This is a genomic window from Agarivorans sp. DSG3-1, from assembly GCF_046774965.1.
Lineage (GTDB): Bacteria > Pseudomonadota > Gammaproteobacteria > Enterobacterales > Celerinatantimonadaceae > Agarivorans.
Map to the genome: position 1 here is coordinate 2,210,780 of NZ_CP177241.1, position 17,098 is coordinate 2,227,877.

15 protein-coding genes are annotated in these 17,098 nt (G+C 44.3%); 3 read left to right on the top strand and 12 right to left on the bottom strand.

What is annotated here, in order from left to right; translation table 11 throughout:
- Nucleotides 1-15 precede the first annotated feature (15 nt).
- The 4 genes from ACLD71_RS10335 to ACLD71_RS10350 form a co-directional block, all read right to left on the bottom strand.
- Complete coding sequence (locus ACLD71_RS10335) at nucleotides 16-2,079, bottom strand: metallophosphoesterase (protein WP_411994599.1); 2,064 nt, start codon at nucleotides 2,077-2,079, stop codon at nucleotides 16-18.
- A 242-nt stretch (nucleotides 2,080-2,321) separates the two neighbouring features.
- Complete coding sequence (locus ACLD71_RS10340) at nucleotides 2,322-2,576, bottom strand: hypothetical protein (protein WP_411994601.1); 255 nt, start codon at nucleotides 2,574-2,576, stop codon at nucleotides 2,322-2,324.
- A 528-nt stretch (nucleotides 2,577-3,104) separates the two neighbouring features.
- Nucleotides 3,105-3,623 (bottom strand): disulfide bond formation protein DsbB, encoded by a 519-nt coding sequence (dsbB, locus tag ACLD71_RS10345; protein ID WP_411994603.1) that lies wholly within the window; start codon nucleotides 3,621-3,623, stop codon nucleotides 3,105-3,107.
- Between the two features lie 57 nt (nucleotides 3,624-3,680).
- On the bottom strand, nucleotides 3,681-4,274 hold the full coding sequence (locus tag ACLD71_RS10350) for a TetR/AcrR family transcriptional regulator (protein ID WP_137672217.1): 594 nt from the start codon (nucleotides 4,272-4,274) through the stop codon (nucleotides 3,681-3,683).
- Between the two features lie 157 nt (nucleotides 4,275-4,431).
- Here ACLD71_RS10350 and ACLD71_RS10355 point away from each other — a divergent pair, with 157 nt between their 5' ends.
- The gene (locus ACLD71_RS10355) at nucleotides 4,432-5,118 is read left to right on the top strand and encodes a haloacid dehalogenase type II (protein ID WP_137672216.1); all 687 of its coding nucleotides are present in this window, start codon (nucleotides 4,432-4,434) and stop codon (nucleotides 5,116-5,118) included.
- A 106-nt stretch (nucleotides 5,119-5,224) separates the two neighbouring features.
- On the top strand, nucleotides 5,225-5,815 hold the full coding sequence (locus ACLD71_RS10360; protein WP_137672215.1) for a sugar O-acetyltransferase: 591 nt from the start codon (nucleotides 5,225-5,227) through the stop codon (nucleotides 5,813-5,815).
- Between the two features lie 289 nt (nucleotides 5,816-6,104).
- On the opposite strand, the gene ACLD71_RS10365 is transcribed toward ACLD71_RS10360, so the two are convergent.
- A complete protein-coding gene (locus tag ACLD71_RS10365; protein ID WP_411994606.1) occupies nucleotides 6,105-7,607 on the bottom strand; it encodes a lytic polysaccharide monooxygenase in 1,503 nt (500 codons plus the stop codon).
- Between the two features lie 395 nt (nucleotides 7,608-8,002).
- Nucleotides 8,003-8,305, bottom strand: a complete 303-nt coding sequence (locus ACLD71_RS10370; RefSeq protein ID WP_303509401.1) for an ArsR/SmtB family transcription factor — start codon at nucleotides 8,303-8,305, stop codon at nucleotides 8,003-8,005.
- Between the two features lie 105 nt (nucleotides 8,306-8,410).
- Between ACLD71_RS10370 and ACLD71_RS10375 the strand changes: the two genes are divergently transcribed.
- A complete protein-coding gene (locus ACLD71_RS10375) occupies nucleotides 8,411-9,331 on the top strand; it encodes a permease (protein ID WP_411994608.1) in 921 nt (306 codons plus the stop codon).
- Nucleotides 9,332-9,484: 153 nt separating this feature from the next.
- On the opposite strand, the gene ACLD71_RS10380 is transcribed toward ACLD71_RS10375, so the two are convergent.
- The 6 genes from ACLD71_RS10380 to ACLD71_RS10405 form a co-directional block, all read right to left on the bottom strand.
- A complete protein-coding gene (locus ACLD71_RS10380) occupies nucleotides 9,485-10,804 on the bottom strand; it encodes a ferric reductase-like transmembrane domain-containing protein (RefSeq protein WP_411994610.1) in 1,320 nt (439 codons plus the stop codon).
- A 119-nt stretch (nucleotides 10,805-10,923) separates the two neighbouring features.
- Nucleotides 10,924-11,214 carry an excalibur calcium-binding domain-containing protein gene (locus tag ACLD71_RS10385; protein ID WP_411994611.1) on the bottom strand — a complete coding sequence of 97 codons (291 nt, stop codon included), beginning with the start codon at nucleotides 11,212-11,214 and terminating at the stop codon, nucleotides 10,924-10,926.
- A gap of 265 nt (nucleotides 11,215-11,479) precedes the next feature.
- Complete coding sequence (locus ACLD71_RS10390) at nucleotides 11,480-12,478, bottom strand: zinc-binding alcohol dehydrogenase family protein (protein WP_411994612.1); 999 nt, start codon at nucleotides 12,476-12,478, stop codon at nucleotides 11,480-11,482.
- Nucleotides 12,479-12,707: 229 nt separating this feature from the next.
- Complete coding sequence (locus ACLD71_RS10395; RefSeq protein ID WP_137672209.1) at nucleotides 12,708-13,385, bottom strand: hypothetical protein; 678 nt, start codon at nucleotides 13,383-13,385, stop codon at nucleotides 12,708-12,710.
- 142 nt (nucleotides 13,386-13,527) lie between these two features.
- Nucleotides 13,528-14,778 (bottom strand): outer membrane beta-barrel protein, encoded by a 1,251-nt coding sequence (locus ACLD71_RS10400; RefSeq protein ID WP_411994614.1) that lies wholly within the window; start codon nucleotides 14,776-14,778, stop codon nucleotides 13,528-13,530.
- Nucleotides 14,768-17,086 (bottom strand): EAL domain-containing protein, encoded by a 2,319-nt coding sequence (locus ACLD71_RS10405; protein WP_137672207.1) that lies wholly within the window; start codon nucleotides 17,084-17,086, stop codon nucleotides 14,768-14,770. Before ACLD71_RS10405 ends, ACLD71_RS10400 begins: the two co-directional genes overlap by 11 nt.
- Nucleotides 17,087-17,098 lie beyond the last annotated feature (12 nt).

Genomic DNA, 17,098 nt, shown 5'->3' on the forward strand with positions numbered 1-17,098 from the left:
TTGGTAAAGGGGGTTTTACAACTTCGTGACTCGATATTGTCGAGTATGGTCAGTGAGGGTAATTTGATACAAACCCGGTCCTTGAGAAAGGGCAATATTAGCGCGCTCGTTACTGTGGGTTTCTCCATCAGCTTGGTCATCGCCATACCATTTTCCGTTGGCGTAAAATTTGAAACTGGGCTGGCTATCGGTAACGCTCACTACCAGTTGCCAGGTATTGTCGGCGATTAAGTTCATCGCGGTTTTTCCCCAACTGTTTGCAGTGCCACGAAAATCAACGCTCTCAAAATCTTTTTGGTAGTTAGCTGATTGATCGAGCACCGTCACCACTACGCTGTCGGTAGCGCTATTTCCTTGGTTATCTTTAACGGTAAGCGTTACCGGAAAACTGCCCAGTTCTGAGTAGACCTTGCTGGCAGACACTCCGGTTAAACCGTTTGACCACTGGTAACTAATAATAGAGCCACTTAAGGCTTGTGAATCGCTGCCATCAAAGCTCACTGTGTCGCCTTGATTCACATTAATATCTGGACCTGCATTAGCAATTAAGGCCAGTTTACTATAACTCAGAGTATCTATGAGCTGCTTGCTTCTGTCGTCGCCAGAGCGGTAACCAGAAGGCTGAACTTTGTCGCCCACGCTACCCATACCATAGGTTTTTAGTTCAAAATTATTGGCCGAAACATTGATGATGCTAAAGCCAATTTCGTAAGCGGTACCGTTGCTGTTATGCGGGTAAAACGCCAATTGGTGCATGTTGCTGCTGGTAGTATTCCGAGGCCATTGACCAGCAGGAGCGGCAATCATATACCCCACGCCTTTATCAGCGGTTCGGCCATAACCCGATTTATTAAAATCTAAAGTGTTACTGGTTGCATGTACCGGCTTTAGGCGCTGGTATTCGTGCACGTGGCCAGTAATAGACCAATCTAATTTGTGATTAAAATAATCGGTATATGGGCGGACAAAAGCCACTTCACTTTTGCCACCAGCAGGGTTAATAGGTGGCACATGAAAATAAGCAAAACTCCAAGGGCAGGCCTGTGCTTTGTTTACCTCTTGCTGTAACCAGTTGGCTTGCGTTGCTGCATTGTTGCCGTTATCTCGCTCTGGATGACGGCCATAAAAAACCGGGATTTCTGAGTTAACGCTCATGAAACAAGCGTTACCGTAGCTAAAGCTGTAATAGTCTGGGTAGCTCATATCTGGAGACAGATAAAAGTACTTTCTAAATGAACGGGTATCTTCGGCATTGCTCCAGTATTGCTCTGAATCACTGACCCCGATATTACCTGGCGTATCGTGATTCCCCATTGCTGGCATGATGGGTTTAGAAGCAAACAGCTGTTGGCCTTTATCAAAAAATACCTTCCACCAGTAAAAGCGTTCAGAGCTATGGCTAACGTCGTCTTTTACCATGTCGCCTACGGTAATAATAAAGTCAAAGTCGTCCATGTGCTCACTGCTAATGGCTTGGGCAATATCGTGCCAGCGCTGCTCACCTTGCTCATCTTGCATGTCACCCACTACTAAAAAGCGGCTGTAATCCATATTGGTACTAGCGGTTTTAAATGCGTATTCAGCAGAAAACTTACCGTTTGGTCCAATTACCTTGTATTGATATTCGGTATCGGCTTGTAAGTTGGTGAGAGTGATATGGTGAACTTTTTCCCAACCTTCGCCAAGGGGGTCTACCTCATCTTCGGTTTGTTCTATCCAGCTAGTTTGGCCAGCTGGGCGGTAAAACACCGCTGCGCTAAAGTTACTATCAGCGCTGCTTAACTCGTAGTTAATCACCATGTTACTGCTGGGGTCTAAGATGCTAGCAGTATTGTAGTCACCCGAATATTGCGGCTGAAGCAAAGTGAGGTAAGGCCCTATATAAGGTTGAAAGGGTTTATCTAAGCAAGTAGCTAAACTTTGGTACCAACGGTTTTCGCTGTAGCATCCGCTGTTGTTTCGGCTAAATTCATCATTCTTATCAATGATAAAGTTGAGCTTTAAACCGGCATCTAACTCCGCTTGATAAGCGCTCGGTAAGCGCCAATAGTAATAACCACTGTCACTATCTACCAACAAGCTTTGTTGGCTATTCCAGCTGTATCCTTCTAACTGAGAAATGGCACTGCCATTAGAAATCCAAGCCCATATAGTGGGAGTGCTGGTAAAGTCACTGGCATCAAAATAGAAGCGAGTATCTGTTGTATTAGTTTGCTGATTACTGGTGCTTGTTGCAGGGTCTTCACATTGGCTTACCGAATCAACGGTGATGCTTTTATCGCTGCTGTTAAAGCTTATTTGATAACTACCCGCTTGGCTTATTAAAAAATCATCAGCAGGGTAGCTGTCATTCCAATCGCCATAATGGTCAATTTTAAAACGGGCATTAGTGGCAGAAAATGTTTGGCAACTTTGGTGAAGGTGGGTGTTAACTTACTCATTGCTGTACTGGCCCAGTTATTGGGTGTACCTCTAAAATGCCAGGTGTCTGCATGTACGCTTGAGATGCTTAAAAGTGCGGCTAAGCCAAGGGCTGATCGGCATGGCAAAGTCATCGACTGTTTTGCTGTTATCATTTTACATTCCTTATGTATTATCTGAGATCTCTACGGATCTTCTAGTTCCCAGTAAAATGCTAACATGGTTGAATTTTGTTCACTTGGCTTGTTGCTAATTATGAGGGTTCGCGCTTCACTCGCCCTGCTTGAAAATAGCTAGATTCCTATTGCTGAGGTCACAAATCGAAAACACACAGAATATGAGTATTAGGTCAACAGGAGTGGCTAGCACTATGGTTAGTTTGAGCTCTCCATTTAAAAGAACAGAAACTGTAGGCTTACGTGAGAGCTAATATTTACACTTTTTAATAGCGGTTCGGTTGGCCTTCTAAAGAAGAGAGTTGGATGAAACCAAGCTTAAAACAAGCCTAGTCATTTCGATTGTGTTGTTGCTCACTCGGTACAGGCTGAAAGTGAAGTGAGCAAACCTGAATATAGTGCTGGCGGTGATACAAAGTAAAGACGACCCGCGGTATGTAATGGGCCTATAGACTAACGCTAAGCTGATCAACTCTGCTCTGCCACATTTCCGTAGTCGTTTAGAATCTAAACGGGTGCCGGCTTTGCGTAAAACTGAGCCATTACCATGACGACCAGCGCGATAAGATTAGCCGCAAAAATAATGATCAACCACTGCGGCATGCTTAGGCTTAGAAATATCCAGTCCACTACATCACAAGAGCCATAGGCTTGAAACATCCATGGCAACCATTGATCTAAGGGGGCCCAGCCTGGGAAGCTAACAAACAAATCACACGTGGCAAAGGGCGATGGATTCATTTGTAAATCAGTATGCGTTATCGACAGTTGCAAACCCCATGCTGCGCTCACTCCCCAAGCGGCAAAGCCAAGTATTCGCACTAATAGATTGTTGGGGTTTAACAAACCAATGATTGCGCCGCCAGCAATGCCTAACATGGCTACACGCTCGTAAATACACATGACGCAGGGCGGTAGCTTCATAACATGCTGGAACGCTAATGCGCATGCTTCAAAAAATACCATAAATAGCAATAAACTCAGCCAAGCTAAGCGAGTTTGGGAAAAATGATTTAAGGCCTGCATTTACTTTCCTAGTACAACAATGAACAAATATTCTAAGTGGGGGCTGGTTTAAAAATTTTACGCGGTGGTAAATGAGCTGTGTTCAAATAACTCTTCTATGAGTTGTTTGATGGGGGCATTACCATCGTGGGCGCGCGAGTATGTGCGCAAGCCAATAATTTGCACTTGCAGGTGACGGGCTAATTGGGCTGTATCTTTATCGCTTTGTAACTCGCCAGCCAATTTGGCTTCATTAAGAACTTTGGTAAATTCGGCTTCTACCTTCGCCAGCAGCTTTTTGGTTTGTTCGAGCAGTTCGGCATTGTCGTCAGTTAATTCTGCTACGGTTTTTACCAGCATACACATACCACTAGGCGCTGTTTTTCGGCTATCTATTAGTGCTTTTTTTAAAAATAACTTTAAAGCGGCAATAGGAGAGGCTGCCTCGGCTTTACAGGCGTAAAGTTGTTCTATGCTTGAGTTGGCATAGTTATCTAAGGCTTCACTAAACAAGCCTTCTTTGCTACCAAAACTGGCGTAAATACTGCCGGGGCGCATATCTATGACTTCTTGAAGGTTACGCATAGATGTAGCGTGGAAGCCTTTTTCCCAATACAACTCTGTGGCTTTTTGTACTACGTCTTGGCGATTAAATTTAGCGGAGTTAGCCATTAGCTTCACCTAGTTAAACCTTGAACAATTGTTCAATTTACATTGAGCGAACGTTCAAGTCTAGTTATAGTGGACGCTGTTTTTAAGTGCTGTCTCGCTTGTTTGCGCTACAGTTTTATTGCTAATTGATAAGTAGCCACACCAAAGGGCAATCAAAATGACAATGACTTTAGCCTTTGACGTATACGGTACGTTGATCGATACCCGTGGTGTAGAGCAACAGTTACAAGCTCTGATGGGAGAGCAAGCCCCAGCGTTTTCTCAAATGTGGCGAGACAAGCAGCTAGAATACTCGTTTCGGCGTGGCTTAATGCAAAATTACCAAAGTTTTGCAGTATGCACTGCACAAGCCCTTGATTACTGTTGCCAAGTTTTTCAAATAGCCTTAACCGCCGAGCAAAAGCAACGCTTGTTGGATGTTTATAAGGTGTTGCCAGCACATGCCGATGTAAAGCAAGGCTTGACTGAACTACAGGGCCTTGGTTTTAAAATGTTTGCCTTTTCTAATGGCAAACGTGAGGCGGTAGAGTTGTTATTAAAAACAGCTGGAATAGACCACTTATTTCTAAGTGTGGTGAGCGCCGATGACGTTCAATCATTCAAACCCAATCCCGCGGTATATGCGTATTTTTTACAGCAAGCTAATACGACTGCGGATAAGGCATGGCTGATTTCGAGCAATCCTTTTGACGTTACCGGCGCTATTTCTGCGGGCATGCAGGCAGCGTGGATTCAGCGCTCAAAACAAACGGTGTTTGACCCTTGGGAAATACAAGCCAAGTTGGTCGTGGCCAGTCTCACCGAACTTGCTGAAAACTTACCTAAGTATAAAAGCGCTGTTTAGTTATCCTCTTTTGGGTAACTATGAACTTAGGCCAAGAATCCACGGTAAAGCCTTGTTACAGTGCCAAATTATGTAACTAGATTTAGCTCATGAATGAGAGGGTGCCATGGATAGTGAAGATCAAAAACACAGCCAGCAGGTGTATTACTTTAATGAGGATATTTTTGCGGAACAAACCCAATGCCAAGAAGTTATTTATGACTATAACCAAAGTCGGCCATCGCAAATAAAGCTGCGTGAAGACTTACTAAAGCAAATCTTTGCAGAAGTGGGCGATAACTGTTTTATAGAGCCGCCCTTGCAGGCTAATTGGGGCAAGCATACCCACTTAGGCAAAAATGTTTATGCTAATTTTAATCTTACCTTGGTAGACGATACCCATATCTATATTGGTGATTCGGTGATGATAGGGCCAAATGTTACCTTGGCCACCGCCGGTCACCCTATCGACCCAGAACCGAGGCGTAAAGCGGCACAATTTAACATTGCTATCGATATTGCCAATAATGTGTGGATAGGCGCAAATACTGTGGTATTGCCGGGTATTAGCATTGGCGAAAACAGTGTGATAGGTGCTGGCAGTGTAGTAACCAAAGATATTCCGGCTAACGTGGTAGCGGTGGGGAATCCTTGTAAAGTGCTGCGAGAGATTGGTGAACACGATAAGCAGTTTTATTATAAAAACCTGCGCTTTTAAGGCCAATCATAAACCTTGCTAACGGGCTATAAAGGCAGCATAGTGCTTATAAAAAGTATTGAATTGAAGCTTGATTAACCAGCAATGTTGAACACTTACCGATTGTTACTCAGTGGTACTTGATGAAGCGAACATCGCGGCCAATATCATCGGTCGCAGAGCGCTTCTTAGCGGATGCATAGCGGCAAGGCGAGCAGTGGTTAAGCGCCGATAGCGTCGTTAAGTAAATAAATAGCACCGCATTAGCGGTGCTATTTTCAAATGATAATTAAACCTTAATTAGTAGTGACTATTGGCAAATATCACCACTAACAACTGGTACCTCTAAGTTCCCATTGCCGGATCCTTGGAAACCCACACTGATAGTTTGACCCGGCTCAATGGTGCCGTTCCACGTGGTGTTGCTTACCGTGTAAGGGCCATTTCCACTGAGTACGCCATTCCATAGCTGATTCACACTGCTGCCGTCGGCGTAAGCCCAGCTAACTTGCCAGCCGTTAATTGCCTGCTCACCAGTATTGATTAAACGGATCTCTGCGTTAAACCCAGATCCCCACTGATCAACTACCACATATTCACAACCCGCTTGGGTAGGCGGCAATGCACTAAGCACCAGTTCTTGGCTGCTGGTGGTTTCTAACAATCCATCGGATACGCTGAGCAACACCGAGTAGCTGCCTGCTGCATCGTAAGTGTGGCTTGCCAATGCGCCACTCGCTTTGTATCCATCGCCAAAGTCCCATTGGTAGCTCAGAGCATCGTTTTCGGCATCGCTTGAAGCACTTGCATCAAAGCTGGCGACTAAACCTTTGCTGCTTGCCTCAAAGCTTGCGACAGGCGCGGTATTAGCGGTAGATTTCACCGAAATGCTAATTTGCGCAGGTGCAGACTCTAAATCTTCGTTGTCTATCACGCTAAAGCTAAAGTCGTCATCACCAATAAATCCGGCGACCGGGGTATAAGTAAGTGCAGCACCTGTGCCACTTAATGTCCCGTTTGCAGGCTGACTAAGCACTTGGTAACTGGCAATTTGGCCATTTGAATCACTGCCGCTTAAGGTAATGCTTAATGGAGTGTCTTGATTGGTGGCTAAGGTCTGCGAATCGGCAATTGGTTTACCTAAGGTGTCTTCGGCGTAGGCTAAATCAATACAGCCATGAAAACGCTCAAAGGTCCAAGAGTTACGCCCCCATTCACCGTACACTACCTGATGACCGCTGCGTTCTGGCAGGGTACAGGTGGTGGTGAAGGTAACCGCTTCTTTGTCAGATACTACCGCTGGGTTAGCATTGGGGTTGTTATCATCGTATGGCAATACACAAAACGGTTCTGTTTCAAAGTCATCCCAACTTAGGGCTTTGCTCGGGTCAAATACAAAGCCTGGTTTGGTTATCCAATAGTGAAACTCTCGTGTGTCAGAGAAGTGATTTCCCCAGCTAATGTTCCAGGTAATATCGAGTGGTCCAGCTTGAGCGGGTTGGCCCGGCCAAGACGTGGCTGCGTCCCAAGGTGTCGCCCCGCCTTCCCAGGTTTCGCTGTCAAAACCACATACATTTGCTGGCAAAGGAGATACCACTGCACGCCCTTCGGCATGAGTCAGTACACTCATGAATTTGTAACCACCTTGCGCATCGTTGGCAAAGGCGTCGATACAATGTTGGCTAGTGGCTTGATCGGGTTTTTCGGTTAAGCCACAAAGAGCGTTACGCGAGGGTGGATCTACGATTAAGCCGTGGGCAAAGGCTTGGCTACTGCCAAGTATACAAAGTGAGAGTATTAGTTTGTTAGTCATGTTGTTCCCTTAACATTATTAGTATTTTTACGCTGATTCGCCAATATGCTTGGTGAACCGGGCTTTGCCTCCACCAGCGATTAACACGCTTAGCGTGGCAAATTAAGCTCAGCAACTACGACCGCATACTTCGGTAATGTTACTTGAGTTATTTAAGGGAACTTAGTTGAGGGATGTTAGCTTATCCATGAAACAGCTTGGTAAATGAAAGTGGCGGTTTCACCAGTAAACAATAAATCAATCATTAGTCACGTTTTTGTGAGCTAACGTTAGTGATAAGAACAATATTTAATGGTTGGATTAACTATTTTTTAGTGCCACCCCCACGCTAATCACAGTTAGTAAAAATATTTTGAATGATTTTTGTACAGTGTTGGTCGGGAATCGCTTATTCGCTAGCAAGCTTTAGTTTGTTCATCGGCACAGCACTCATCTTGTAAAAAACTAATCACTGTTTGCAGCCGCTCAAACTCGGCTACGCAATATAAGGTTCGACCTTCGCGTCGTTGGCTTAACAAACCGGCTGATACCAAGCTTGAAATATGATGAGAAAGCGTTGAGCCCGGAATCGCTAATTTTTCTTGTAAGCCACCTACAGCAATACCGCTATAACCGGCTCTTACTACGCTTCGGTAGATACTTAAACGAGTAGGGTGGCCGAGTTCTTTTAGGGCTTTGGCAATGCTATCTGTGTTCATGAGGCTTCTCCATTAAATCTATATTTCGATATTATTAGAAATAACTTGTTTTTGTCAATGCTTGAGTATATATTTCGAATTATCTAGAAATTTAGAATTAATATAATGTTTAGCATAAATAGTGATATGGCTTGGCAAGCCTTAAATATGTTTGGTTTTTTGGCTGTAGAGCTGACCTTGCTTTTTTTAGCCATTAGCTACTTGGTGGGGGTGTTGCAGTTGTATATTCCGCCACAAAAAATTCAAAGTATTCTCAGTGCCAAAAATGGTTCGGGTTATATCGTGGCTGGCTTTTTAGGGGCAATAACTCCATTTTGTTCTTGCTCAACCATTCCTTTCTTAAAGGGCTTGTTACGCGCTAAAGCAGGTTTTGGCACCATGATGGTATTTTTGTTTGCCAGCCCTTTGCTTAACCCAATTATTATTGGTTTGTTTGCGGTGACCTTTGGCTGGAAGGTCAGTGTATTTTACTTTGTGATGGCGATGGGGGTCTCTGTAGTGGCGGGCTACACCTTAGAAAAACTGGGTTTTGAGATATATGTAAAAGCCGAGTCTTATTTAGAGCCAGAAGCCAAAAAATGCGGTTCGTCTTGTTCAGGTAAGCCAGCAGTAGAGCGTAGCAAATGGCTAAAAGTGTGGGATAGCACTTGGCAAGATTTTAAAAAAGTATTGCCTTATCTGATTGGTGGTATTGCCATTGGCTCGTTGATTTACGGCTTTATGCCAAGCGATTTAATTGCGCAGTTTGCTAGCAAAGATAACCCATTGGCAGTACCGGTTGCGGCTGTCATTGGTATACCTTTGTACATTCGTGCTGAAGCGGTAATTCCTTTAAGTGCGGCATTAGCCGCTAAAGGAATGAGCTTAGGGGCGGTAATGGCCTTGATTATTGGTAGCGCAGGTGCCAGCTTAACCGAAGTTATTTTGCTTAAATCTATTTTCAAAAACCAAATGATTGTAGCGTTTTTGGTGGTGATTTTAGGCATGGCCGTTAGTGCGGGTTACTTATATGGGTATTGGTTCTAAGTACCCCAAGTATGAGTTAACGAAGTGGCTGCATGTGGGGCTAAAGCTCCATGATGCGAGAGCCAACGTTACCACGCTAAATGCTTAAGCTGGAACGTTAAAAACCGACTTTTGTTAGTCGGTTTTTTATGTTTATTCTTCGCCTATTCGGCCCTAGCGCATTTCAAATAACTCGTTATGGAATTGATTAAGGTTGTACCCTTGCTTGGCTAAATCATTTTGTAAACACTGTGAGAACTTACTTGGCCCACAAAACCAGATGCTTCGTTGCATTAAATCATCGACTTCGCGTAATAGTTGGTCAGTGTTTAAGAATGCCTGGTTGCTGTTATCGATAATTTGTAACTCGATTTGAGCGCCGTTCGCTAAGTGCTGTAACTCCTCGATAAACTTCGCCTCTATGGTTTCGCTGCAATAATACAACTTAGCGAGAGGAGGTTTATCCATGGTTTGGCGCTGTTGCAAAATAGCGGTAAAAGCGGCAATGCCGATGCCGCCGGCTATCCATAGTTGCGGTGCAGAGTCACTAAAATCGAAGTTACCATAGGGACCTTCTATTTTTAGCTCTTGGCCAATGCTGAGGCGGTTTTTTAAATTAGCGGTAAAGTCACCCAACTCTTTGATCATAAATCGTAATTGACCCGTTCTAGTGTGCGTAGAGGCAATGGTAAAAGGGTGGGGCTCTTCACCAGGAAAACCAACAAAAGCAAATTGCCCACTATTGTGGCCATGCCAGCTGGGAACGCTTAAGCGCAAATCTAGCACTTTGTCTTTGGGTAAGAGCCTAAAGTTAGCCACTTTGGCGGTGTGTTGTTTGGTTTTACCTATACGTCCTAACAGGCTGTAGATTGCTGCTACGCTGCCCACCCAAATCAGCGCTAGGCAAACGTAAGTAATTGGGTAAGGCCAGTAACTGTGTTTGATTAATACTGCTGAGTGAAAGGCGATGACTAAAAAGGCTACCGACATCAGTTTGTGAGAAAAGCGAAAGCCTTTGTAGCGAATAACCCCCAGTAGAGCCACTATCACCAACACAACAATGCCATAAAAAGCCCATTCACCAACATGCTCGGCTAGCTCTCTTAATGGTTTGATTAGCGCGTACAAAGAGTCAGGATTATTTGGTCCGCTGCCTCTTACGGGTTTATCTAATACTCCAGCTCTTACCAGTTGCTTAGGGATGATGGCTAGTAGCCAATGTACTGCGCCTGTTACGACAGCTGCTATGCCAAGGTATTTGTGTAAGCGGTAAGACTTATCTAAACCTTTGGTGAGTTGCTCAATAAAGGGCAAGCGCAAAGCCAGTAACATGGTTAAACTCATCAAACCTACCGCTAGCATTCCACTATATTGAATGAGCGCAGATCGCCATTGAAAGAAGTTTTCATAGGACAATAGATTGGGTTCTACTTGAAGCCACAAAAGACTTAGTAGTGCTATGAACAGTGATATTGTTGCGGTTGTTTTACTCATGATTTGGCCTTACTTATCCCTTAGAGCAAGTATAAACAAGCCAATTTTTAGTTACGTAAAGCGCAGGTAAAGAAGTGTAAATAGGTTAAGAGATTAACTTATGAATATCTAATACGACGTTAATTACAATGCTGACGCTCGCAAGGTATCCCATCATTGTCACCGTCCATTTTTGTATTAGGGCAGTTGTTAATGAAGAAGGTTGCTTCTGCACAGGAAGACATTTGGCTACAGTGTTGCCTACCATCACAAGTGTACTGTTGTGTGGTTACTGATTGCAGCTTTGAGGCTTTTTTTATTGGAGCATCTAACAGCACTAAATCAGCATTGGTGATTACAGGTACATGTTGTTGTGTGTAGATATTCCAAGCCGCAAATCCAACTACCATCCATAGTATCAGTTTCTTCATTTTAATCTCTTTGTACGTAAGCCTGAGTCGAGCTTAGGAAAGCCTCCTATACCAATTAGCTAAGCCTAAGAGCTTTACTATAAATGTTTGTTTTATATATTAATTGTTTAAAATCATATTTTGATTATGTAACAATGGTCATTTGATTGTTGATTGCATGTATGAAGTTGTAAGGCCAAATAGAGAGCCTATTTTGCAGTTAACCAAGCTGAATTACACGGGTAATTCTAGCTTGGCTGCTGTCAATAAATAGTTTAAACAGCGCTTAAAAGCCTTCTAACACAATTTTACCCTTGGCCTTTTGGGACTCAATAAAGGCATGCGCTTGCTTTAGGTTATCGGCATTTATCTGGCCAAAGTGATCACCTAAAGTGCTTTTGATTTTACCTTGGTCAATCAGTTGCGCTATTTCACCTAGAAGCTGATGTTGTTTGATCATATCTTCTGTTTCAAACATTGAGCGGGTGTACATGAATTCCCAATGCAGAGAAATGCTTTTAGGCTTAAGTAGCTTCACGTCTAAGCTGCTTGGATCGTCGATTAACCCAAACTTACCTTGTGGTTTAATCACTTTGATAATCTCTGCTAGGTGCTGATCGGTGTTGTTTAAGCTCACTACATAATCAATGTTGTTGGCTTGTTTCAGTTCTTCACTGAGCGGATTACGGTGGTTAATGATTTGGTCAGCGCCTAGCTCTTTTAGCCAAGCCTGGGTTTCTGGGCGAGATGCGGTAGCAATAAGCTTAAGCTTGGTGAGCTGTTTAACCAGTTGAACCATAATAGAGCCAACACCGCCGGCCGCACCAATAATTAAAATAGATTTGTGTTGGTCACGGCTTACTTCTAAACGGTCGTACAACATTTCCCAGGCAGTAATGGCGGTAAGCGGCAGGGCAGCGGCTTTTGCGTCAGGAATGCTGGTAGGGGCTAAGCTTACAATGCGCTCGTCAACCAATTGGTATTCTGCATTACTGCCCGAGCGGGTTAAATCGCCGGCATACCATACTTTGTCACCCACCTTGAAAAAGCTGGCTTGGTCACCAACTTGCTCTACGGTGCCAACGGCATCCCAACCAATAACTTTCCATTGGCCTGTCTCGGCAGAGACATTGGCGCGGATTTTGGTATCAACAGGGTTAACCGACACGGCGGCTACTTTGATCAGTAGATCTTTCCCGCTGGCCCTAGGCTTGTCTAACTCTATGTCTTGTAAAGATAAGGTCTCGTTAATTGCTAGGGCTTGCTGATAGGCTACGGCTTTCATTGATTACTCCATTAAGGGCGAAAATGTAGATGAACTTAGTGTAGTTGACTCTAGCAGTTGGAAAAACTGGGTAGTAGTTAAATCACTTTCAATTAAATTTTGATAATCGAGACACTCGTTAAGAGATTAGCTGCATAGCGATGAGTACTGACTTATCCGTTTACATGAAGCCTGTTACTGCGGTAAACCCTTAAGCCGCTATGCTAATAAACAAATACAGAGAGTGGCTTTAGGGTTGAGACTCTTCCACAATCACGATGCTGCCATTGGTATTGGCTACCACTAAATATGCACCGCCCAGCTCACCAATAGCGCAAAGATCTAAGGTGTGTTCTCCCAACATTGCGTCGTTACATTGGGCAAAGGCAAAGCTATCGGTGACTTTCCCTACTTCTGTCGTCGCCAAGTTGATGTCGCGACTTTGGTCTTTTAACACTTGCTGGCTGTTACTGAATACTCGCAGATAATAGTTGTGTTGTTGATGGATAGTCGATTTTTCGAATATGGATAATTGTGGCAAATTGTTATTGTGCCAAGCTACAGCCCAATAGCTGCCACGGTGATTTAAGTGCTTGTTTACTCTTACTCGTTCAAGGCGGCTATTGCTATTTTCAATGGCAAATTGGCTTTCATTGTTACTCTCTATCCAGCGGTGGGTAAGGTCTTTACTGGCGCTAGCCGAGTTTAACTGGGTTACCCTAAAGCGCGAGTCAAATATGTCACTGCTATAAGCCACACTTTTAAGATAAAAACCGGTGGCATTGGGCTGGGCGTTAATATAAGAAATTTTTGCTGTTCTTGGTTTATCTACATGATCGAGTAGTCTATCGCTGGTATTGCAGGCGGTTAAACCAAGGCTAGTAAGTATGATTAAGCTAACAGACGCTAGGCGGAGAATTCCATTCATGTGGGGTCCTTAAATGCAGTAACGCGATTCATCACATGATAGAGGGTTAGCAATTTATCTCAGTGTGTAGAGTGTCAGTATGCTTAAGGCTTTGTCATTAAATGTCAGTACCAAGCATACTTCTACGTTATAAGTTAAGTGCTTAAAGGGCGCTAAAGAAATAACGAGCGGCTAGCTGAAACAGCTGCTCATTACTGTTTTCATCTAAGCCATGCAAAACCCGTTGTGGTCGCTGGCTAGATAACCATTGATACTCGCCAGCTAAAAACCAGTTTTTGTTTACGCGGTATTGATAGGCGCAGGTAAACCCTTTGCCACGTTCGTTGTTGTTATCGAGTGGGGTGTTGTCTAGGTCGGTATTCCTAAAGGCCTCGGCGCGAACACTAACTCGGTGTTTTTTATTGAAGCTGCGGGAGAGCAAGACAAAGCCGTTAGCAAAGTCCATATTTACCGCGTCTACTCGGTCGGGCGACTGCATCAAAGTAGATCCATTCATATATTGCCAAACAAGTTGCCATTGTTTGGCAAAGCGCCATTTTCCACCTAAGTGAGCAAACTGGGTTCGCCATGCATAATCGCCATCGTCAATTAAGTAGGGTTTGGCCATGTTGTCGTAATAACCTAGGCGAAATAAAGCAGTGCGATGAATGCTCCAATCCAGATTAGTGTGATAACCCGGTCGGTAGTCTATCTCTTTAAACGGATTTGAACGTTGTGATTGATCTGAGAGTGCGGGCTGTTTTAGCTCTGGGAAAGACCGTGTTTCTCCATAAAGGGTTTGTCTAGAACTGCTTGTCCAGCCATGCCAAGCCAGTAATGCGCCCGCGGGATCATTGTTTACAAATAGCATGGCACTTAGGGATAGATTGTGGCTTGAGCCCGAAAACTTACCTATTCGCTCTAATTTAGCTTCTATGCCGGTGGTGCGGATCTCTTCACCCAACCAAGTATTTAAGCTAGAGGCATTTAAAGTATAAGGTGTGGCCCATGCGGTAGCAGTGTTTTCTAAGGAAATACTGGGGTACATAATGCCTAAACGAGAGGACCAGCGCAGGCCGTTTTCTGAGGGCAGACCTTTGTAGCTAGCAAAGGCTTCGCTAAAACCTAGCGCGCTATCTTCGTTATCTAACCAGCCATTTAGCACCAGTTTTGCCGCAAAGCCATTGTCCCAGTGCGCGCCTATATCTAAGCCAGCTTGGGCAATAGACAGATGACTGCCGTTTGAATAAGCAAATTTACCAAAGCCACCTTTTAGGTAGCTATCGGTACTGTTTACCTGGCTGGCACGTAAGTCGAGTATGCCATTGGCAGTAAACTCGGTGGCCATGCTGGCTTGTTGTAGCGTTACTGCCAGCAGTGCAATAGCGCCGCGTAGTAATCCCTTAGTTGGCAAACTCTATGCTCTCCTGAGCGAGTAATTGGTACAATTCGTTGGCTGGTTTTGGGCGACTAATAAAATAACCTTGCGCTAAGTTACAGTTGGCTTTTTCTAACCAGCGCAGGCTGGCTAAATCTTCTATCCCTTCTGCTACTACGCTTAGTCCCATGTTATGAGCCAGTTCAATGGTCGATTTCACTATAATTGCATCATCGGCGTCAATCGCCAATTTTTGGACGAAAGATTTATCTATTTTGAGTTCATGAACCGGCAAGCGTTTTAGCTGTGCAAGCGATGAATAACCAGTGCCATAATCGTCGATAGAGAGTTTAAAACCGCGCTCTTTGAAACGGGCTAATAAGGCAATTGCGGTTTCGGGGTCGTCGACCAGGGCACTTTCAGTGACCTCTAAGGTGAACGATTCAGCGCGTAGCTGTTTGCTTTCAATATTCTGGCAAATGAAGCTATAAAAGCTTTCATCTTTAAGGTTTTCACCTGAAATATTAATCGCAATGTTGATGTCGATACCTTGTACTTTCCAGGCCAAACTTTGTGATAAAGCCTCTAAAAATACCCAGCGAGTGAGTGGGTTTATTTGTCCGGTATGTTCGGCAATTTCAATGAACGAATCGGGAGGAATCATCCCCAGCTCTGGGTGTTGCCAGCGCACCAAGGCTTCTACATGGGTAATCTTATTTGCGGCAAAGCTGAACTTGGGCTGGTAATGCAAGATGAGCTGATTGCTTTGAATCGCCTTTTTTAAGTCGTTAATTAGGCTTAAACGCTCTACCGTATTGGTATCGGTACTTGGGTCGTAAATATAACAGTGGCTACGAGACTCGCGGCAATGATTTAAGGCGGCGTCGGCCTTTTGAACCAGTATTTGTGGGTCTTGGCTGTGCTCAGGGTACAGTGCTACCCCCACGCGAATTTGTAGCTGTAAATGCATGTCTTGGTAGTTGCAGCCCTCATGCATTTGCATGGCAATATTATTGAGTTCATCACGGGCAGTGTCTCGAGTGATATTGGGTAATACCAATACAAATTCATCGGCGCCAATGTGACACAAAAAATGCTCGCTCTGTAAGGCCGTTAAGCGCTTGCCAGCTTCTTTTATCAGCTGGTCTCCAGCTGTATGGCCTAGGGTATCGTTCACCTCTTTCAAGCGACAGATATTGAGATGAAATAGCGCAAAAGGGGCACTATTTTGTTCGGTTAAATCTTGCAGTTTGCTGGCTAGCCAATGGCGATTAGGCAGCTCGGTAAGAGGGTCGTGTTGCAGCCGGTGTTTAATCGCTTGTTCACGGTTTAGCACCTTCTCTTGCATGCTATTAAATTCGCTAGCTAACTGGCCTAGCTCGGTTTTATCGTTAACCGACACCGGCTTTTGGTATTCACCTGCCGCGAGGCGTTTAGCTTGTTTAACCAATAACTTGATAGGCCTAGTGATGTCATCAGCAATTAAATATGCTGCAACCATTGAAATGATGAGGGTGAGTATGGTGATGAGTAAAATTTGTAACCAGCTTTGCTGAATCACCGCCACAAGGTTGTCACGAGAGCTGTGCAACAGCACATAAAAGTTCGCGCCACCCGCAGCGCTATATTGCTGTTTTAATGAAATAACATCGCTGGAAGTAGGATTTATTAAAGCTTTAGCACTGGCAATATGTGCAAGAGGGTTACTCGAGCCCAACAAAGACCAATGGTTTTGTTGCTCCAAAATTAAATCGGCCTGCAAGCCCGTTAGCGTTAAGAAACTCTCGGCTAAAGGGGTAGATATTTCGTAACCAAAACCTGCCCAGCCAATAATGGCAGGGCCACTTTTTAAGGGCGAAAGGTGTAGCTGATAAAGCTGCTCGCCAATTACGTAATAAGGAGGCAACTGGCTTTGTTTTAAGGCTGGCATAAACCCAAAGGCTTGGCCTTGCTGAGCGCCACGCACCACTTTCTTGTTCTGATTGTTTTGATAACTATTGACCAATTGCAGCTCAATCATACCTGAAGGTGTCACTACCATGGCTAAGTCGGCGTTGATGCGTTTACCGTGGTTAAGTAAGGCAATGGCTACACTGCGCTGGTCTTCGCCAAACACACTTTTTAAGCCATAGTCGTTGGTCACCGTTTCTGCAAAACTGGTGAGGTAAAATTCGCGCCGATTAAATTCACTATCAAACAAGGCCTTGGCTTTACTTAATTGCGAGTCGATGGCTATGCGTTCTTTTGTGCGCAAAGAGTCGTAAGTAGACCAAAATGAAATCGCTTGTAGCAAAAGTAGCAGTGAAACAAACAACAGCAGAATTTTGGTTTTAATACTTTTCATCGGCGCTCCTGC